This window comes from Nocardioides sp. YJ-D4 (assembly GCF_054031495.1).
The window spans coordinates 3,439,489-3,458,463 of the sequence record NZ_CM132932.1 but is presented as its reverse complement, the minus strand read 5'-3'; the positions used below and the strand labels follow the sequence as shown (position 1 = coordinate 3,458,463).

Genomic DNA, 18,975 nt, shown 5'->3' with positions numbered 1-18,975 from the left:
GCTCAGTTCCCGAGGCGTTGGCGGAGGCCGGAGGCGCGCTGGGCTCGGCGGGTGATCGCGGCGGTGACGGCGTCGGGGGTGCCGACGATGCGTACGCGCTCCTGGGCTCGGGTCACCGCGGTATAGAAGAGCTCGCGGGTGAGCAGGGGCGAGTCGTCGGGTGGGAGCAGGACGGTGACGGACCTGGCCTGACTGCCCTGGGACTTGTGGACGGTCATCGCATGCAGGGTCTCGATGTCGCCGAGCCGTGAGGGTGCGTACGTCGCACCGCCCGCGATCGCGACGCGGAGGTCGCCGCCGGCGTCCGTGTAGGTGACCCCGGTGTCGCCGTTGAAGAGGCCGAGGCCGTAGTCGTTGGCGGTGACGAGGACCGGGCGGCCCGGATACCACTCGTGGCCCCAGCCGATGCCGAGCGGCTCACCGGTGGTCTCGGCGAGGCCGCGCTCGACCTGCCGGTTCCAGTGGGCGACGCCCCAGGGCCCGTCGCGGTGGGCGCAGAGGAGGCGCGACTCGTCGAGCATCTGTACGCAGCGCTCCGCGTCGCCCGCGAGCGCGGCCTCGTGAAGAGCAGCGGCGTGAGCGACCAGGCCGCGCTCGACCTCCGCCATCCGGGCCTCGTCGGCCGGGTCGACGAGCTCGACCGCGGGGTCGCCGGACTTCAGCACGTCGAGTGCCGCATCGGCGTCGCCCACCCGCAGCGCCTCGGCGAGGGCGCCGATCGCGCCACCGAAGCGATGGGTGATGCGGAGGGCGGCGACGGCGTCGGGTGAGCGCACGGCGAGCCCGGCGACGAGGTCGGAGAGCACCGCGCCCGCCTCGACGCTCGCGAGCTGGTCGGGGTCACCGACGAGGATCAGCCGCGCCTCCGGGCGTACGGCCTCGAGGAGCCGGGCCATCATCGTCAGCGAGACCATGCTCGTCTCGTCGACGACGATCACGTCGTGCGGCAGCCGGTTGGTGCGGTGGTGCTTGAACCGCGTCGACGAGCCGGGGCGCCAGCCGAGCAGGCGGTGAAGCGTCGACGCGGTGAGACCTGCGAGACGGCCGCGGTCGTCGGCGGTGAACTGAGGCGCCCGCTGGGCACCCTCGACCGCCTCCTGAAGCCGCGCGGCCGCCTTGCCCGTCGGGGCGGTCAGCGCGACCCGCAACGGGGTCGAGGACTGCTCGGTGAGCAGCGCCAGCAGCCCGGCCACGGTCGTCGTCTTGCCGGTGCCGGGACCGCCGGTGAGCACCGTCGTCGACTGCCGGGCGGCGGCGAGCGCGGCGGCACGCTGCTCGGCGTAGCCCTCGCCCGGGAAGAGCCGGGCCGCGGTCGCCTCCAGCAGGGCCTCGTCGGCCACGGGCCGCGGCGAGGCCAGCCGGGCGAGCAGGTCGTCGCGTACCTGTCCCTCTTCGCGGTGATAGCGGTCCAGGTAGAGCAGGCCGTCCTCGACCTGCACCAGGGACTGCGCCGCCAGCGGGCTGTCGGCGACGGCGTCCAGCCAGCCGTCGGCAGCCGGCCAGGGCAGCGTCTCCTCGGTCTCCCGCAGCGTGGCCAGGTCGACGCAGACCGACCCGTGCCGGACCGCGCGGACCGCCAGCGCCACCGCCAGTCGCACCTCGTCGCGCTCCTCTCCGGCGAGTGCGGCGGCCCGGGTCGCGACATGTACGTCGGCTGCGGTCAGCACACCCTCGCGGTTGAACGACGCGAGCAGGCCGGTGGCGGACCTGGCCAGCCGTGCGTCGAAGGGGTCCTCGGACTCCCAGCGCTCGATCATGCGGTTGCTCCGTCCAGCAGGTCGGACAGCGCGACCGCGAGGGACGCGGGCGGCTGCCAGGTGAAGACGCCGGTCGGGATGCCGTCGACGACGGGCGTGTCCGGGCCGAGCATCCCGCGCACGTAGAGGTAGAGCACCCCACCGAGATGCTTCTCGGGGTCGTACCCGGGCAGGCGCCAGCGCAGGAAGCGGTGCACCACCGCGGAGTAGAGCAGTGCCTGCAGCGGGTAGTGGGAGTGCAGCATCGCCTCGGCGAGCTTCGGCTGGGTGTAGTCCATCGCCTCCACGCCCAGGAAGTTGGTCTTGTAGTCGACCACCACGAACCGTCCGCTCGGCAGCCGCAGCACCACGTCCACCGAGCCGGTCAGGTAGCCCCGCAGCGACTGGTCCCCCAGCGGCGGAGCCTCCAGCCGGTCTGCGTACGTCACCATCGGGTCGTCCGCCGGAAGGTGAACGCGCAGGAGCGGCGCGAGGTCACGGAGGCACACGTCGGGATCCTCCGGTCCGCGGGTGTCACCGCCCCCGAGCGGGATCTCGAAGTCGAGCTCGCGCAGCCGGTCGCGCAGCGGGATCTCCGCCAGCGTCAGCCCATCGGCGAGCGGGCCGAGCGAGGTCAGGTTGAGCGGCAGGATCGCGGTCGCGAGGTCCTCGGCCGAGGCCGGCACCGGCCACCAGCGGAGCTGCTCCCGGGTCCTCGTCAGCAGCTCTTCGCCCAGGTCGGGGGCCTGCGGGTCGGTGTGCTCCAGGACCGCGTGGACCAGCGACCCGAAGCCGGCGCCCTTGGGCAGCTCGGCCATCGGTGAGAGGTGCTCCTCCTCCGCGGGAGGCTCGATGAGATCGACGTCCTCGGCGATGGGCTCGTCGTCCTTCCCCTCGACCTCCGGCTCCGAGGTCGCCGCGACGCCCTCATCTACCCGGATGAGCCCCGAGTAGGACGTACGCCGCCACTCGGCGTCGACCTCACGGGTGAACGGCCGCGCGGCGAGCATGCCGGGCGGCGCTTCTCGCACCGTCGGAGCTGCCGTCACCGGCACTGCTTCCTCGGCCACCGGACCGCCGTGGCGCGCGACGTTGCTCAGCAGCGTTGCCGCGTCCTCGTCGCTCGGCACGGCGACGCTGTCAGGAACCGCTGCTTGGCCGGGACCTCGCCCGAACAGCAGCCGGTGCAGTCCGCCGGTGGCCGTGTTGGCCGTCGGCGCCCACCACGCGACGACCTGGGACTGCGCCCGGGTCAGCGCGACGTACAGATCTCGAAGCTCCTCCCCGAGCTCCTCGGCCTGGTGTCGGGCCAGGTGCTCGGCCCACTGCGCGCCGGTCCGGGAGACGTCGATCGTCCGCTGTCCCGAGGCGTCGTGGAACCGGGCGACCTCCGGGTCGCGGACGAAGAAGTCGTAGGCGAAGGGCAGGTAGACGATCGGGTACTGCAGCCCCTTGGACCCGTGCACCGTGACGATCTGCACCGCCGCGGCGTCCGAGTCGAGCCGCCGCGGCCGCTCGGCGGCGGCAGAACGCCGCCGCTCGTCACGGAACCAGGCGAGCAGCGCAGGCAGTCCGAGCGAGTCGCGCACCGAGATGTCGTGGAGCAGCTGCCCCAGATGACGTACGTCGGTGAGCAGCCGGTCCCCGTCGGTGCGCCGCAGCACGCGCGCGGTGAGCCCGCGCTCCTCCGCCGCCTCGATCAGGGCGGCGACACCTCGTCCACGCAGCAGCAGCGCCCAGCCGCGCAGCGTGTCGGCGATGCGCGAGGTCAGCGCCTCGCCGCCCGCGTCGAGCTCGGTCGCGGTGTAGCCGAAGAACACGCTCAGCCCGGCTGCCCGCACCAGCGGTGTCCGATGGGGCGAGTCGAGCGCCTGCAGCAGCGCAAGCCAGTCCTCGCCGGCGGGGGTCAGGAAGACGTCACCGCCGCCGGCCATCACCGCCGGGATGCCGTGCTCCTGCAGCACACGCTGGACGAGCAGCCCGTGGGAGCGCACCGCGACGATGACCGCGACGTCCCCGGCCTGGACCGGGGCATCGCACCACGTGGCCCCGGAGCCGAGCAGCTCGGCGATGTCTCCGGCGAGGTCCCGGGTGATGTGGGTGCGGGCGTCACCGGCGGTGATCATCCGGCCGCGGGTGAGCTTGAAGCCGCCGCGACCGACCCGGCGGATCCGGAACGGCGCCGGATGCGGGGCACCGGCCAGCCTCGACCCCGCGTGGTGAGCCTTGACGTCGTGGACGACGATCTCGGGCGAGCCCAGAGCTGCGCCTCGCAGGACCACCTGGAGCCGCTCGACCAGCGGGGCGTCGCTGCGCCAGTTGGTGTCGAGCGTCGCTTGCGTCTCGGCCGCTCGGGCGGCGGTCAGGTAGGTGAAGACGTCGCCGCCGCGGAAGGCGTAGATCGCCTGCTTCGGGTCACCGATGAGCACGAGGGTGGCGTGGCCCTCGAAGGCCCGGGAGAGCACCTGCCATTGGACCGGGTCGGTGTCCTGGAACTCGTCGACCAGGACGATCCGCCACCGCTGGCGCATCCGTGCCCGGGCCGGAGCTGATGAGTCGGCCAGCGCGGAAGCGAGGCGGGAGAGCAGGTCGTCGTAGGACAGGACGCCGCGCATCTGCTTGCGCCGGTCGACCTCGTCCCGGACCGCCTCGGCGAACCGCACCCGCGCACCCGCGACCGGGTCCTCGGCCGGCGCCGGGGCGAGCACTGACTGCGGGTCCTCGACCGCGGTGCGCGCCAGCCCCAGCGCGTCGTCGCGGTCGAACGGGGGTCGCTCCCGGGCCTCGCCGAACCACTTCAGATAGAGGTCGTCGACGACCTCCACGACCAGCTCGTCGAGCGACTCGACCAGCTCGGCGCCGGCGTCGGTGTCGCCGGCCACCCCCAGCGAGCGCAGGACGAGCTGGCAGAACTGGTGGGTCGTCGCGATCGTGGCCCCGTCGAAGGAGGCGAGCGCGTCGCGCACGCGCTCGTGGCGTACCCGGATCTCGTCGTCGGACACGTCCAGCAGCAGCTCGAGGTGGGCGTCGAGCGGGGTCGGACGCTGCCCGGCGACCGCGGCTGCGAAGGCTCGCTCAGCCTCGACGAGGTGGGAGCGCACCCGGTCGCGCAGCTCCTGGGAGGCGGCGCGGCCGAAGGTGATCGCCAGGATCTCGTCGAGGGTCGCCTCGCCCTCGACGACGTAGCGGGTGACCAGGGCGCCGATGGTGAAGGTCTTCCCGGTGCCGGCCGAGGCCTCGATCAGGGTGGTGCCGGTCGGGAGGGGACCGGTCAGGTTGAATCCGTCCATCACCAGCTCCCCTGCTCGGCGGTGAGCAACGGCGACCACACCCGCATCGCGAGCGCGCCGAAGCGGGTCGTCTCCCCGTCGAACTCCTCGCCGGCCTCCGGCGGGATACCCAGACCAGGGATCCCGGACCCCTTGCCCCAGGCCCTCACCTGCTCCACATCGGACTCCTCGCCCTCGAACCGTCCGTCGTTCCACTCCCAGCCGGCCTTGTAGAGCGCGTCGTCCACCCCGACCTGGGTCCGCCGCTGGCGGGCATAGGCGAGCGAGGTCTTCAGCGGCAGCGGCAGCGGCGCGGACAGCCCTCGGTCGCGCAACCGCACCAGGTCACGCAGCACATCGACCGCGGTGTGGTCGAGCGGCCCGAGCTGGGAGAGCCCGAACGGCGTACGCGACCGGGAGTTGCCCGGCCGACCCAGCGTCCACGCGCTCCAGGCCCGGTCCTCGTCGGAGGCGGCCAGCGCGACCAGCTGCACCCACGACTCGATCCGCTGCTTGGCGCCCAGGCGGGAGTACGTCACCGGAGCGAGCCGGTCGCCGTAGACCTGTGGGACGGTGCCGGTCAGGCGCCGACCGTCACCGAGGTCGACCTCGACGTCGACGGCCCGCGCCTGCCCGGTGGAGATGCCCGCCTGCCGCACCCGCAGGGCCTCCGCCGCGATCGGCTTCGCCTTGGTGATCACGTCGGTGAGGATGCGCCAGCCCAGCCATTTCGGAGGCAGTACGCCGCGGCGCCACTCCTGCTGGGTCGCCTGCTCCTCCGACATCCCGGCGAGCAGGTCGTGGAGCAGCCGGTCGCCCACCGACCACTGCCCCAGGCCGTCGAGCTCGACCGGCAGACCGTCGGAGAGCGGATCGTCATCACGCGGCAGCGCGAGGTCCAGCCGGTCGCGGAAGAAGGCGCGCACCGGCGCGCGGTAGAAGGCCAGCAGCTCCTCGAGCGTCAGGTCTCCGGTGGCGGCCGGCGTCAGCGGGCCCGGTAGGAACTCCAGCGGCTCGACGCGGTCGGACACCGCGGCGAGGGCGCCGGCCTCGGCGGCTTTGTCGAAGGAGAACGAGTGTCCGGGCACCAGCGCGCCGGGCGTCAGGTTGCGCGGGTCGAACGGCTGCAGCGGGTGCCTGGTCGTCACGACCTCCTTGACCGGCCTGCCATCCGCGGAGACGGCGGTCGCGTCCAGCGTGTCCAGCAGCTCCCCCAAAGGCACCGCGGGCGGCCGCGGCTGGCCCGAGTACTCGTTGGCACCCGTGTAGGTCACCACCAGCGTCTCGGTCGCCGCCAGCAGTGCGTCGAGGAACAGCTGCCGGTCCTCGCTGCGCAGGTCGCGCTCCCCGGTCTGCGGGTCGCGGGCCAGCAGGTCGTCGCCGTCGGTGATCCCGACCCTCGGGAACACCCCGTCGTCCATGCCGAGCAGGCAGACCACACGATGGGGCACCGACCGCATCGGCACCAGCGTGGAGACGGTCAGCGTGCCGGTGCGGAAGTTGGCACGCGTCGCCCGCCCGGCCAGCCTCGCGCCAAGGAGCGCGCGCACGTCCGGCAGGCGCAGCTCGTCGACCTCCTGCTCCGCGGCGGCGTCCCGCACCCGGGACAGCTCCCTGGTCACCTGGCCCGACTGCCACTCGTCGTTGGTCGAGACCGACGTCAGCGCGGCGACACCCTCCTCGATCACCTTCAGCCAGTGCCTCAGCGGATGCACGCCGGCCAGCTCGTCGGTCACCTGCTCGAGCCGATCGACGAGCTCGGCGAACTTCCCCGCCAGTTCGACGCTTCCACTCCCCACGTCGTCCAACGGCAGCGTCGTATCCAGCCAGGTCGCCGAATCCTCGGACATCGCGACCCCGGTGAGGATCCGGTCCATCCCGAAGCGCCAGGTGTTGGCGACGTACGTCTCCAGCCCGAAGGGCTCGCGGTGCTCCGCGTCGAAGCCCCACCTGATCCCGGCGTCCTTGGCCCAGTCCTCGAGCTGCTCCAGGGCGTCGTCGTTGAGCCCGAACCGGCGCCGCACCGGATCGAGATGAGCAAGATCGAGTACGTCGCTCACCCCCGCCCGGCCGCCGGCGAGGTCGAGCAGCCTCGTGGCCACGTCCAGAAGCGGATTCGTACGCGTCAACGACCGGTCCGCCAGCTTCACTCGCAGCCGGTGAGCCGGGTGTCCGGTCTCGCCGGTCATCTCCCCCAGTCCGAACCCGGCCTCGATCAGCGGCGCGAAGGTCTCGATGTCGGGGCACATCACCAGGACGTCCCGCGGCTCCAGCGTCGGATCGTCCTCGAGCAGCCCCAGCAGCACCTCGCGCAGCACCTCCACCTGCCGCGCCTCGCCGTGGCAGGCATGCACCTGGATCGAGCGGTCCTTCGGCTCCAACACCCGGTTCGCGCGATCGCCGAGGGTGTTGTGCCGGATGTCCTCCTGCAGCCACCCGAGCAGCCGGCCGCTGGTTGAGCCGCCGGGCGAAGGCGTGTCGAAACCAACACAGTCGTCCACAGTGGCAAGCTCCGCCAGACCTCGCTGCAGCTCCCGCGTATCCCGCCCCAACGTCGCCAGCAGCGGATGCCCGACCTCGTCGTGCGACCGGTCGGCCGTACGCGCCATTTTCCCGTCCATCCCAGCGAGCGCCTGCCACAGGGCCTCAGAAGGGTGCGGCAACCACAGATGCACGTCGCGGTGCTCGCCCAGCGCCGCGACGAGCTCGATGTCGGTCGCCGAGAGCCGAGTGTGCCCGAACAACGAGACCCGCTCCGGCAGCTCGAACGCGTCCGGTGCCTCCTTCAGCCGCGCGACCGTCGCCGCCTGCCGCTCCACCGGCGTCGGCCCGCCGACCAGCCCGGCAACAGCCCGCCACAGCGGCGGCTGCCACGCCAGATCCTCGGCGATCTTCGCCCCGAGCCCGTCCGTGTCCAGCCCTGCGCTCCAGTCGGCGACCACCGCCGGCCGCTGGTCCGCGTACCCAGCGAACAACCGCGCCAGCCGCCTGGCCAGCGCCAACCTCCGTCCCCGCCGACGTACGCCTTCCTCAGTCGTGTCCCCGTGTCCCAGGTGCTGTGCGAGCGGCCTGGCCCAGGGTTCGTCCAGCGATGCGTCGATCGCCGCCAGCACCGGCCAGGTCAGCGACTCCGGCGCCCAGGGATCCTCATCCCCCGTGCCTGCGACCTCCGCGAACAGCGACCAGGGAGACCGGAAGTCGACCCCCGCACAGATCCCGTCCGCACGCCCCTCAGCAGCCCCCAGCCGATGCGAGAGCCGCTGCGACAACCACCGCTCCACCCCCCGCGCCGGCACCACCACGACCTCCGTCGCGAACGGATCCCCCAACGGCACCGACAACAGCTCGCCGAGCGAGTCGGCGAGCAGATCGGTCCGCGGCGCGCGGTGCAGATGTACGACCACAGACCGCAACCTATCGGTGACCGCCGACATCAGATCCTTGGACTCGGCGCTTGCCTACTGAGGCCGTTCAGTCACCCTCCGTGAGGCCCATCGCTAAGCGGGCTGATATCGATCAGCCCTCGAACTTGAACGACGGCATGACCTGATTGATCAGCTCATCCATCTGCTCGCGGCTCGCGAAGTCGTTGATGAACGTCCACGCCACACTCGCGTCAGAGTCCCCGATGACCGCGCCGTACTCGTCATACGAGTTGACGTCGTTCGTGCTACGCAGGTGGTAAAAGGTGACGCCGCCGTACTTGACGTCGGGGAGGCGCGTCGCGTCTGGCTTGGAGCCTTTAAGAATCTTGAGGGCGGTTGTTGCCAGCTCATCTGTATCCGCCGCGAGGGTCGTGCCTGCATCGACGATACCGAAGCCAGGCGAGTATCCGTCGGCATCCTCGGGCGCTCCGATCACTGGGCTGCCATCCTCCATCACGACCGTCCAACCAGCCGGAGCAGAGAGCTGAGCCCCATCGACTTCAGCTGTCACGGGCGTGGTCTCAGACTCAGTGGCATCGGGGCTAGCTGGGGTGGACGCCGTCCCAGGTTCGGTCGGGTCGTCCGTTCCTCCACCGCACGAGCAGAGCACGAGTCCGGTCACGACCGACACGGCGGTCAGGGCGAGGCGTCGGGACACGCGAGTCCGAGATCCAGTCATGTCGGAGAGGATAGTGGCTCAATCACGCTAGTCATTGACCGTGACGATCAGCGGGAAGGGTGTCTAGACTTTGCCCACCGCTTGCACACACTCGGGGGAGGCCGAAATGCCAGGATCAAAGTCCACCGGAGTCGATGAGACTCTGGTCAACAGGATCAAAGACGTCCTCATGGAGGCGAAGGATGAGGTCTACAAGGTCCACGTGGACAAGCCTGCAGCCGGATCCCTCGGAGGGAGTGACACCGCCGATCGGCTTGAGAAGCTGATGAACCGGGCGACCGATCGGATCAACTCGACCCTTTCTGAGACCAACGAGGCTCTCGTCAATTTCGTCGATGCTCTCGATGATGCTGTACGCGCAATCAAGAACGCTGACGAAGATTCAGCTGCAGCGATCCTCAAGTTGGACACGGGAGCCGACCTGATCGACAAGCCGTTCTTCGAGAACTTGACGAAGGACGAGCGTCTCAATCTTCCGGATATTCCACTCCCGTTCTTTCCGATACCTGGCGAGACGCTGGAGGAGATCGCGTCCCGCTCCGAATACGGCCAGAACCGGGAGGGCTGATCGATGTCTGCAGTCAAAGGCGGGATGATGACTGTACTCAAGGAGTACGTTGCCAAGGCGAATCCCGACGATGTCGAGGCTCGCCTGAAGGACTGGGAAGACGCAGCAAGAACGCTGCGCCGCGTAGCAGAGGACCTCGACACGGCGGCCACCAATGTGCCGAAGGCATTCGAGGAGACGTCACGCACCACGGAGGCTGCCAAGAAGGCGTTTACGGACTCGGCCCTGAAGTTGAGCCACAAGGTCCGCCAACTGGAAGCAGCCGTCCAAGCGCTCAGTCAGGCTCAGGGAACGACCCGCACCGCCAAGGAGAAGCTCGCCCGACTCGAGGCATCCCTCCCCACCAACCATGGCCCGGCACCCGACCCCTCAGACCCGAAGTACGCGCAGACCGGCACCGGAGTCGACTCCGCCCAAGCTGTCCAGAATCAGAAGGCTCTCCAAGCCGACCGCGCAGCTCACGCTGCCCGCGAGCAGGCAATCGCCGACGCGGAAGCGGCGGCTGCCCAGCAGATCCAAGTGGTAGACAACGACAACTACACCGCTGAGCCGCCGGTCCGCGAGATCACCGACGACCCCAACGCGGAGCGCGGTAGCGCCCCGACTGCCCCGTCGTCTCCTGGCTCATACAGCGCCATCGCGGCATCCCGCGCTCGGATGGCGAAGTACAACTCCGGCACGCTCTACCCCGAAGGCTGGGGCCACGAGCTGATCGCCCAGGAGAAGGCGAACATCGAGGCGGCGAAGGCTGAGAACACGCCCGAGTGGAACGGCACCCAATGGGTCAACGCCGACGGGTCGCCGGCGCCCTCGACGTCGTACGCGATGGTCGAGACGGCTGACGGGCTGGCCCCGCTTGGGGGCGGGACGAGTGGCATGGCCGCGCTCGCGATCGGTGGCGGAGGGGCTCTGCTCGGTGCTGGTGTGGCCAAGGCGCTTGCCAACAAGTTCGCCTCCGGAGCTTCTGCGAAGGCAGCGACTGCCAGCGCGACGTCGAGGTCTGCAGCCGCCAGGGCCGGCGCTGCCGGTGCTCGCGCGGGTAGTGGAGCCGGCGCTGGCGCACGCGGAGCTGGGGCAGGTGCACGAGGCGCCGGTGCCGGGGCAGGTGCCCGTGGCGCTGGTGGGCGTGGCGCCCGAGGCGGTCCGACGGGAGCGGGGAGCCGTGGCGGACGCGGTGGAGCCGGCGGGGCCGGCGGCCGCGGCGGCAAGAAGGACGACAAGAGGAACGGCCAGAACCAGGACTGGCAGGCCGACTACACCGACGACTGGACCGAGACCGCGAGCGACGTCCTGGACCCCAATGCGTCCCGGGGCTGGACTCCGAACGCACCACAGGACGACGCCTCCAGCGCCGACAAGAACGGCCGCAAGCCCTAGTCGGACGAACATTCGCAGCTGAATCGCCGGCCTTGTCCACACACCGCAAGATCGTGGATGAGGCCGGCGGTCCATGTTGTCCAGGGGACTACGGGGACGAACGAATTTTCGTTCGCCCCTGTAATGAGAGGTCTCACCGAAGACGCCAGGTCTGGACGTCCAGCTCCTTGTCGACGATGGCACCGCCAGCGCTCGGAGCAAGCCTGCCCTTGATCCGGATCTGGTGATGCGAGTTCGGTTTGGCGCTGAAGACGAGGATGTCGCCCCAGCCGTAGTTGATCGTCCTCACCGCCGTGTCGCCGTCCAGCGTGACCACGAGATGGCGCACGCCAGCCTCGCTCTGGCTGACTCCCGCGACACTCAGATCGAGATCCAACAGGATGTACGGGTTGGCTTCATCGGCCCAGCCGAGTCCACGTACGTAGGGCAGCTCCAACGCAGGACTCGCACCACACGTGAAGCCGACCTCGGCCAGGTCTGGTTGACCCTCAGCGGGGCAGCGGACGCGCTCACCGCGTTGCCACGAATCCTTGGTCGGCTGCCCGGCGAGTGCCTCAAGCGGGTCGGCTCTTCCTGGTTCGACGTCGCCGGTCACGAGATCGACAACCTGCGTCTCGCCGTCGTAGTCGACCTCCAAAGTCGGGGACGAGCCCGCTGGCACGCCGACGACCGCGTGGGACCGCTTGTCCGTCGGCTCGTCACTCGGCAACCGAATGCGGTGGCCGTCAGCGACGACCGTCAGGCGCACCAGGCCCATCCCGCCGCTGGTCGCCTGCTCGGTGAGATCGGTCTGGTACGTCGCCATGAGCGCCTCACCGACATCTCCCGGATAGACGAAGAGGTCGTCCATCTCCCACTCGATGCCGATCAGTTCGGCTCCGTCGGCAGCCTCGATGTCGTCGAAGGTGTATTCCGAACCGTCGTCGAGATAGGACGCCTGATCCTGGAGCCGGAGCATCAGGGCGCCGCTGGGCACGTACACCGAGAGCGGACGATCGGCAGTCGGGTCGTATCTCTCGACAAGTGTCTGACCGATGGCGAGGGTCTTACCGTCGAACGCCTTCTGAGGAGGGTTCCCGCAGCCAACGGTCACGGCGAGCACAGCAGCGATCACGCAACCGGCGAACATGCCCCGAGAGTTCATGGAGCAAACGTTAGGCGACCTTGTTCATCTCACCCGTGTGCTCGATGTCCTCGTCGAGCTGGTGACGGGCGTCGGGGTGGCCGTGGAAGCGGCGGTAGGAGTAGCCCAGGATGGCGAGGGCGATGATGCACGACCCCAAGAGGGTGACACCGGTCCAGTCGCCGCCGAGGAGCCAGAAGGACGCCTCGAGGGGCCACCAGTGGGGCGCAGGCGGGTTGATCAGGAAGACGACGCCGACCGCACCGATGGAGAGCGCCCCGAGGGTCGAGGCCACGATCCGCGGCCAGGTCTCGACGCCCTCGGCAGCCCCGCGCAGGGCGCGGAGGCGGACCGGCTCGACGTAGCGGCGAGCCCAGGCGTACTGGCGAGAGAGCACAGCCAGCCCACCGAAGAGCATCAACAGCCCCGGACCCGGCAACACCATCGCGGCGATACCGGCGACCACGAGCAGCCACCCAACGGTCTCGTAGGCGAGCCGCTTCGCTGCGGCTCCTGCGAGGGACTTCATGCCAATAGCCTGCCATTCCGGGACAACCCCGAGAACAACTAGGGGAATCTTACGACCGCTCATGCGGCCAGGTCGTACTTGACGCCCTCGGGGCTCGGGAAGGTCAACCAGAGCACTGCGAGGACGATGTCACCGATCACGGGTACGACCAGGATCAGCTGCCACCACCCAGAGCGGTTGATGTCATGCAGCCGCCGCGCACCGAGCGCGATGGTCGGCACGAACGCCACCAGTCCGTAGAGACCGATCACGAGGCTCACCACCTCGTCCCGCGCCAGTACGAGGACGATGAGCATCAGAAGGTTCACGAGCATCGGCCAGAGCAGCTCGGTGCGGCTGGCGCGACCCGAGAATGTCGCGTACTTCTTCCAGAACCGCGCGTACGCCTCGGTGATCGAGGCCGCACGAAGCGGCTGGCTCAAGGGGATCGTCACGGGCAGGAACCTTAGGTGGGGGACATCGGCTACGTAAATGTCTGGCCGGGCATCTGTTCCAGATACGAACAAAGTTCATCTTCCCGTAGGAAACGAAAGCAGACGGAAACAACAAGGGCGGCGTACGGAAAGAAAATTCCGTACGCCGCCCCTGGCTGTGGTCTCGATCAGGCCTGAGCGGCCTCGTCGATGGCAGCAGCGACGCGCTTGTGCGCCTCCCAGATCTCCTCGGGCAGCTTGAACTGCTTGAGGTGCTCCTCGCGGAAGCCCATCTCCTGCTTCCAGCGGTTCAGATCGAGGGAGAGGATCCGGTCGAGGTCCCTCTGCGGCAGGTCGAGGCCGCGCAGGTCGAGCTCTTCCTCGGTCGGGATGACGCCGACGGGGCTCTGCTGGCCCTTGACCTCACCCTTCTTGAACTGCAGCAGCCACAGCAGCGCGCGCACGTTCTCGCGGTAGCCGGGCCACAGGAAGTGTCCGTCCTCGGAGTCACGCTGGAACCAGTTGACGTGGGCGAAGACCGGCTTGTCGGTGGCCTCGCCGATGATCTTCAGCCAGTGGCGGGCGTAGTCGCCCTCCTCGTAGGCGAGGAACGGACGCATCGACATCGGGTCGTAGCGCAGCACGCCCTCGAGGCCGTCGGCCGCGGCGGTCGCCTCGGCACCGAGGGTGAGGCCGTCGTAGACGCCCTCGGCCACGTCGGTGATCGCGCGGATCAGCGGCTCGCGGTCACGGGTGCGGCCACCGAAGATGATCGCGTCGACCGGCACGCCGGCCGGGCTGTCGAAGTCGGGGGCCGCGTTCGGGACCTGCGAGATCGGCGTCGTGAAGCGGGAGTTGGGGTGGGCCCAGGGGTCGCCCAGCTCGTCGTCGATCCGGTCGGCGATGCGCTCGCCCTTCCAGTCGATCCAGCCGTCGAGGTCGTCCGGGTGGTGCTTGGTGAGCCCCTCCCACCAGACCTCCTGGGTCTTCTCGTTGTAGGCGACGTTGGTGAAGATCGCACCCGAGCCCGGCAGGATCGCCTGGATGGCGCCCGGGTTGGTCTTCTCGTTGGTGTCCTTGGCGACGCCGAAGACACCATTCTCCGGGTTGAAGGCGTAGAGCTTGCCGTCCTCGCCGACCCAGATCCAGGCGATGTCGTCGCCGTAGAAGGTGACCTCGTAACGCTCACCGAGGGCGTCGGGCGAGAGCGTCATCGAGAGGTTGGTCTTGCCGGAGGCGGACGGGAACCCACCGACGACGTGGAACTCCTCGCCGGTCTCCTTGTCCTTGATGCCCAGCAGCAGGAACTGCTCGGCCAGGAACTTGCCGGAGGCGCGGCCGTCGTAGCAGGCCTGGCGCAGGCCGTGGGCGATCTTGCCCAGCAGCGCGTTGCCACCGTAGGAGGAGCCGAAGTGGAGGATCGTACGCTGGTCGGCGACCGTCGCGAAGAGCCGCTGGTCCTTGTCGGTCCCCTGCCCGAGGTTGGGCAGGTCGCCGGTCACGTGCACGGCACGGACGAAGGAGTTCGGGTCGGCGAGGTTGTTGATGTAGTCGATGCCGACGCGGGCCATCCGGATCATCTGCTGCACGACCGGACGGCTGTCGGTGAGCTCGACACCCGCGGCGTACGCCTCGAGCGGCGAGCCGGCCGGAGCCATCAGGTAGGGGATGACGTACATCGTCTTGCCCGCCGAGGCGCCGGTCATCCGCTCGGTGAGCGTCTTGACGGTCTCGTCGGCCGGCTTCCAGTTGTTGTAGACGCCCTTGTCCTCCGGGTTGGAGGTGGCGACCACGGTGCGCTCCTCGGACCGCGCGGTGTCCTTGCTGTAGGAACGGCTGTAGTAGCGGCCGCCCGTCACCGGGAGAAGCTCGCCCGCTGCCAGGGACTCCTGGAGGAGCCGCTCGTCGTCGGCTGCGCTGACAACCTCGATCTGCTCGGCTCCGGTCACCCCTGCCCAGTAGGAGACATACTCCCGCACATGAGGATTCGTCAGCCCCGCCTCATCGAGGACCTTGTCCACGTCAACCATTCCGACACCCTTCAAAAGTTTCGCCGATTGCAGGCACGTTACCCCAGTTGAAGAGGCCTCCAACCGGGGTACCGTGCACCAGAGTGGGTCATCGATCACGGGCCTGGACAATTGATCGATCCAACTGCAGGCGATGTTCCGATAGCCGGTCCTGAGACCCCTGTGACCCCCATGTTTAAGTGAGAATCGCCTCATTTCGGCGAGTGGTCCGTAATGTGGATGTGACGCCGATGTCGCACTGTGGCACGAATTACATCTAAGGTTTCGCGGGTGATCCCCCAACACACAGACGTTGAATTGTTTCAATTCCCGAACGGTCCAGAGGTCGCCTGATGGACCTCATTCTCGGGACCTTCGCCGCCTCCTTCGCCGGAGGACTCTTCCCCGTCATCAACTTCGAGACCTACCTCGCGGTGGCCGCCTCGAACCTGACCTTCTCCGCCCTGGTGCTCGCGCTGGTGGCGGGAATCGGCCAGACCAGCTCCAAGGTCGTCTGGTACTACGCCGGCCACGGCACCACCTCACTCCCCTTCGTCCGCAAGAAGATGGCGTGCGAGAAGTGGCAGCAGCGGATGGAGAAGTGGGAGCGACGTACGCAGGGCCGGCCCGCCTACGCGGGCGGGCTGCTCGCGGTCGCCGCGCTCAGCGGGCTTCCGCCGCTGGCGATCCTGGCGGTGGTCTACGGCACGCTCAAGGCCAACCTGATGCTCTTCGTCGCGATCACGTTCGTGGGCCGCGTACTTCGGTCCTGGATGATCCTGGAAGCCGCCGCGTTCGCGTGGTTGCGGACATAGGGCGCAAGACGCTCTGACCCCAAGGATCGAACACAGCCTAGGCTGTCCGCATGCCTCAACCAGCCGGATTCGTCGGAGTCACCGCCAACCTCGGACTCAAGGAGGGCGCTGACGACTTCGCCGTCGTCGCCGCCCCCTCGGGCCCGGTCACGAGCGCCGCGGTCTTCACCCGATCCCGATTCGCCGGCGCCTCGGTGCTGCTCTCCCGAGCCTCCGACCTCTCCGCGTTCCGTGGGATGGTCACCATCTCGAAGAACGCCAACGTCGCGACCGGGCCGACGGGCGAGGCCAACGCCCTGGAGGTACGCCGCCTGGCGGCCGAGGTCGTCGGCGTGCGCCCTGAGGAGCTGCTGGTCGCCTCGACGGGCGTGATCGGCGTGCAGTACCCGATGGACGTGCTCACGCCCGCGCTCGAGAAGCTCGCCGGGACAGCCGGCGACGCCGACTTCGACGCCGCCGCGGCGGCGATCATGACGACCGACACGATCGCCAAGATCGAGACCCGGACCGTCGGCGACGCGACGATCACCGGGATCGCCAAGGGCGTCGGGATGCTCGAGCCCGACATGGCCACGATGCTGACCTACTTCTTCACCGACGCCGCGGTGCCCGCCGCCGAGCTCGACGCCGCCTTCCGCCGGGTCGTCGACCGCACCTACAACGCCGTCTCGATCGACACCGACACCTCGACCTCGGACACGGCTGCGATCTTCGCCTCCGGCACGGCCGGCGCCGTCGACCTGGGCGAGTTCGAGGCCGCGCTCTACGACGCCGCGCTCGCGCTGGTGAAGAAGATCGCCTCCGACGGCGAGGGCGCCTCCAAGCTGATCACGGTCTCGGTCGGCGGCGCCCGCGACGACGCCCAGGCCAAGCGGGTCGGCAAGGCCATCGTGAACTCGCCCCTGGTCAAGACCGCCGTCCACGGCGCCGACCCCAACTGGGGCCGCGTCGCGATGGCCATCGGCAAGCTCCGCGAGGAGACCGACATCTCCCCCGAGAACGTACGCATCGCCTTCGGCGGCACGGAGACCTACCCCGCTCAGGTCTCGGCAAATCTATTGGCGGATTTGTCGACTTATCTGTCTGGCGATGAAGTCTCCATCGAGGTCGACCTCGGCATCGCCTCGGGTGAGTTCACTGTGTACGGCTGCGACCTCACCGACGGCTACATCCGCATCAACGCCGACTACACCACCTGAGCCGCCCGCCGCTGGTCAGCCGACCTCGGCCCGGTCACCGTCGTCGGCGGCGAGGAGTGCCGCGGCGCGGTGAACGACGAGCTCGATCACGTCGGGATGCGGGCCGATGACGTCGGCGACGGTCTCCGCACCCGCCGCCGAGGAGCGCGAGCGGACGAGGTCGGAGAAGAAGCCGGGAGCGAGCAGGTAGGGAGAGACGGCGTCGCCGGGACGTACGACCTGGTCGATGGGCGGGGCGCCCGAGCCGGAGACGGTGGCGACCCTGACCGGACCGCCCCAGGCCTTCTCCAGCATCTGACCGGCAGCCGCGATGTCGGCTCGGGCGGACGGGTCGTTGGAGCCGGCGGCGACCAGGACGACGGACTGGCCGGGGACCGCGCCCGCGGCGACCAGCCGGGAGACCTGCGCGGAGGCGAGCAGCGGGTCCGGTCCGAGCGCGCGGCCCATCGCCACCGGCAGCCCTTCGGCGGCCTGCGGCAGGTCGACCTTGATGTGGTAGCCGGTCGAGAGCAGCAGCGGGACCACGACCGACGGCTGGCCGTCGGCCAGGACGTCGGTGAGCAGCGGCTCGCAGAGCTCGACGTACGCAGCCTTCGACTCCATCCCCAGCACGCGGCCGGCGCGCTTGGCGATGATCGAGGCGACCGCGTTGCCGAGCAGCTGCCGGGTGCCGTGGGCGACGACGACGAGCCTCATGAGTCCACCGCCAGCCGGTAGCCGCGCTTCACGACGGTCTGGATGGTCTTGGTGCCGAGCGCCGAGCGGAGCCGGGCGACCGCCATCTCGACCGCGTGCTCGGAGCCGGCGGTGCCGGAGGGGAGCATGGCGAGCAGGGCTTGCCGGGAGACGACGATGCCGGGGTTGGCGACGAGAGCGCCCAGGACCGCGGCGGGCGCCGGCGAGAGCTTCACCTCGGCGCCGTCGAGGATCACCGCGTCGCCGTGGAGCAGCAGCTGATGACCGCCGGCGAGCTCGATGAGCAGGCCCTCGCGCCGCAGCGGCAGCTCGGTCTCGAGCATCTTGACCATGGCCGCGGTGCGGGAGCGGTCGGGGATCATGGTGGGTACGCCCCACATCTCGAAGGCGGCGGCGGTCACCGGACCGACGCAGGCCGCGACCACATCGGCCTGGAACGCCGCCACGACCTCGTCGCGCAGGCCGACCGACCCGGCGGCCTGCATGAACGCGGCCACGGCGGGAGCGGAGGTGAAGGTGACCGCGTCCAGCTCGCCGTCGGCCAGCGCCTCGACCAGCCGGAACATCGGCTCTGGGTCGGCGGCCGACTCGACCCGGTAGACGACCACGTTGATGACCTCGGCACCCTGCCGGGTCAGCGCATGCACGACCATCGACAGCGACTGCCCGTGCTCCTGCACCACGATCCGCTTGCCGGTCAGGTCGCGACCGCGCAGATGCTCCAGGACGTCGTCGAACTCCTCCGACTCCGGCGCCCACAGCTCCCGCAGCCCGCGCCGCCGGATCGCACCGACCGACTTCGGTCCGCGGGCCAGGATCTCGGCGCCGCGAAGCGTCTCCAGGAGCCGATCGAGCAGTCCCCACTCCTCCGCGGCGTCGAACCACGTGCGGGTACCGATACCGGTCGTCGCCAGGAACATGTCGATCTTCTGGCCGATGATCTGCTCGGTCACGGCACGCAGCGCGCCGGCGTCGACCCGGTTGGGGTCGACAGAGAGCGCGGGGGCCCACACCACGTGTGCTCCCCGCCTCTCGAGCAGGTTGATCTGCTCCTCGGCCTTCCGCGCCGCGGTCACGCCGACGCGGAAGCCGCTCAGCGCGCCACTGTCCACATCGGAATCGTAGGTCCCCTGGATC

Annotated in this window: 14 protein-coding genes; 4 read left to right on the top strand and 10 right to left on the bottom strand. The window is 69.6% G+C overall.

The genetic code is table 11. From position 1 onward, the window contains the following. Positions 1 to 2: 2 nt before the first annotated feature. The 4 genes from recD to ACW14X_RS16445 all read right to left on the bottom strand — a co-directional run bounded on the left by recD (position 3) and on the right by ACW14X_RS16445 (position 8,941). On the bottom strand, positions 3 to 1,757 hold the full coding sequence (gene recD / locus ACW14X_RS16460) for an exodeoxyribonuclease V subunit alpha (RefSeq protein WP_457162688.1): 1,755 nt from the start codon (positions 1,755 to 1,757) through the stop codon (positions 3 to 5). Beyond that, on the bottom strand, positions 1,754 to 5,026 hold the full coding sequence (locus ACW14X_RS16455) for a UvrD-helicase domain-containing protein (protein WP_457162687.1): 3,273 nt from the start codon (positions 5,024 to 5,026) through the stop codon (positions 1,754 to 1,756). Before ACW14X_RS16455 ends, recD begins: the two co-directional genes overlap by 4 nt. Continuing rightward, the gene (gene recC / locus ACW14X_RS16450) at positions 5,026 to 8,409 is read right to left on the bottom strand and encodes an exodeoxyribonuclease V subunit gamma (protein ID WP_457162686.1); all 3,384 of its coding nucleotides are present in this window, start codon (positions 8,407 to 8,409) and stop codon (positions 5,026 to 5,028) included. The genes ACW14X_RS16455 and recC overlap by 1 nt, the downstream gene beginning before the upstream one ends. Before the next feature lie 112 nt (positions 8,410 to 8,521). Beyond that, positions 8,522 to 8,941 carry a hypothetical protein gene (locus ACW14X_RS16445; RefSeq protein WP_457162685.1) on the bottom strand — a complete coding sequence of 140 codons (420 nt, stop codon included), beginning with the start codon at positions 8,939 to 8,941 and terminating at the stop codon, positions 8,522 to 8,524. A gap of 274 nt (positions 8,942 to 9,215) precedes the next feature. On the opposite strand from ACW14X_RS16445, the gene ACW14X_RS16440 reads away from it, so the two are divergent. Together ACW14X_RS16440 and ACW14X_RS16435 are read left to right on the top strand one after the other, a co-directional pair. Beyond that, positions 9,216 to 9,677: a hypothetical protein gene (locus ACW14X_RS16440; RefSeq protein WP_457162684.1), complete on the top strand. Its 462-nt coding sequence runs from the start codon at positions 9,216 to 9,218 to the stop codon at positions 9,675 to 9,677. Between the two features lie 27 nt (positions 9,678 to 9,704). Then, complete coding sequence (locus ACW14X_RS16435; RefSeq protein WP_457162683.1) at positions 9,705 to 11,054, top strand: hypothetical protein; 1,350 nt, start codon at positions 9,705 to 9,707, stop codon at positions 11,052 to 11,054. Between the two features lie 133 nt (positions 11,055 to 11,187). On the opposite strand, the gene ACW14X_RS16430 is transcribed toward ACW14X_RS16435, so the two are convergent. The 4 genes from ACW14X_RS16430 to ACW14X_RS16415 form a co-directional block, all read right to left on the bottom strand. Further along, positions 11,188 to 12,198, bottom strand: coding sequence for a hypothetical protein (locus ACW14X_RS16430; RefSeq protein WP_457162682.1), 1,011 nt, complete (start codon positions 12,196 to 12,198; stop codon positions 11,188 to 11,190). Between the two features lie 10 nt (positions 12,199 to 12,208). Next, positions 12,209 to 12,706, bottom strand: a complete 498-nt coding sequence (locus tag ACW14X_RS16425) for a PGPGW domain-containing protein (protein WP_160026449.1) — start codon at positions 12,704 to 12,706, stop codon at positions 12,209 to 12,211. Positions 12,707 to 12,765: 59 nt separating this feature from the next. After that, positions 12,766 to 13,140, bottom strand: a complete 375-nt coding sequence (locus ACW14X_RS16420) for a DUF805 domain-containing protein (RefSeq protein ID WP_160026448.1) — start codon at positions 13,138 to 13,140, stop codon at positions 12,766 to 12,768. 167 nt (positions 13,141 to 13,307) lie between these two features. Continuing rightward, a complete protein-coding gene (locus ACW14X_RS16415; protein WP_160026447.1) occupies positions 13,308 to 15,149 on the bottom strand; it encodes a phosphoenolpyruvate carboxykinase (GTP) in 1,842 nt (613 codons plus the stop codon). A gap of 332 nt (positions 15,150 to 15,481) precedes the next feature. On the opposite strand from ACW14X_RS16415, the gene ACW14X_RS16410 reads away from it, so the two are divergent. Next, positions 15,482 to 15,943, top strand: coding sequence for a hypothetical protein (locus ACW14X_RS16410; protein WP_160026446.1), 462 nt, complete (start codon positions 15,482 to 15,484; stop codon positions 15,941 to 15,943). Between the two features lie 50 nt (positions 15,944 to 15,993). Beyond that, entirely contained in the window at positions 15,994 to 17,142 is a 1,149-nt protein-coding gene (gene argJ / locus ACW14X_RS16405) for a bifunctional glutamate N-acetyltransferase/amino-acid acetyltransferase ArgJ (RefSeq protein WP_457162681.1), read from the top strand. 15 nt (positions 17,143 to 17,157) lie between these two features. On the opposite strand, the gene ACW14X_RS16400 is transcribed toward argJ, so the two are convergent. Next, positions 17,158 to 17,838 (bottom strand): sirohydrochlorin chelatase, encoded by a 681-nt coding sequence (locus ACW14X_RS16400; protein WP_350838747.1) that lies wholly within the window; start codon positions 17,836 to 17,838, stop codon positions 17,158 to 17,160. After that, positions 17,835 to 18,950 carry a uroporphyrinogen-III synthase gene (locus ACW14X_RS16395; RefSeq protein WP_350838749.1) on the bottom strand — a complete coding sequence of 372 codons (1,116 nt, stop codon included), beginning with the start codon at positions 18,948 to 18,950 and terminating at the stop codon, positions 17,835 to 17,837. Before ACW14X_RS16395 ends, ACW14X_RS16400 begins: the two co-directional genes overlap by 4 nt. Positions 18,951 to 18,975 lie beyond the last annotated feature (25 nt).

Bases quoted from the DNA above. Each gene is read 5' to 3' on its own strand.
- recD (WP_457162688.1), bottom strand. From the start codon at position 1,757: ATGATCGAGCGCTGGGAGTCCGAGGACCCCTTCGACGCACGGCTGGCC.
- ACW14X_RS16455 (WP_457162687.1), bottom strand. From the start codon at position 5,026: ATGGACGGATTCAACCTGACCGGTCCCCTCCCGACCGGCACCACCCTG.
- ACW14X_RS16440 (WP_457162684.1), top strand. From the start codon at position 9,216: ATGCCAGGATCAAAGTCCACCGGAGTCGATGAGACTCTGGTCAACAGG.
- ACW14X_RS16435 (WP_457162683.1), top strand. From the start codon at position 9,705: ATGACTGTACTCAAGGAGTACGTTGCCAAGGCGAATCCCGACGATGTC.
- ACW14X_RS16430 (WP_457162682.1), bottom strand. From the start codon at position 12,198: ATGAACTCTCGGGGCATGTTCGCCGGTTGCGTGATCGCTGCTGTGCTC.
- ACW14X_RS16425 (WP_160026449.1), bottom strand. From the start codon at position 12,706: ATGAAGTCCCTCGCAGGAGCCGCAGCGAAGCGGCTCGCCTACGAGACC.
- ACW14X_RS16415 (WP_160026447.1), bottom strand. From the start codon at position 15,149: ATGGTTGACGTGGACAAGGTCCTCGATGAGGCGGGGCTGACGAATCCT.
- ACW14X_RS16410 (WP_160026446.1), top strand. From the start codon at position 15,482: ATGGACCTCATTCTCGGGACCTTCGCCGCCTCCTTCGCCGGAGGACTC.
- argJ (WP_457162681.1), top strand. From the start codon at position 15,994: ATGCCTCAACCAGCCGGATTCGTCGGAGTCACCGCCAACCTCGGACTC.
- ACW14X_RS16400 (WP_350838747.1), bottom strand. From the start codon at position 17,838: ATGAGGCTCGTCGTCGTCGCCCACGGCACCCGGCAGCTGCTCGGCAAC.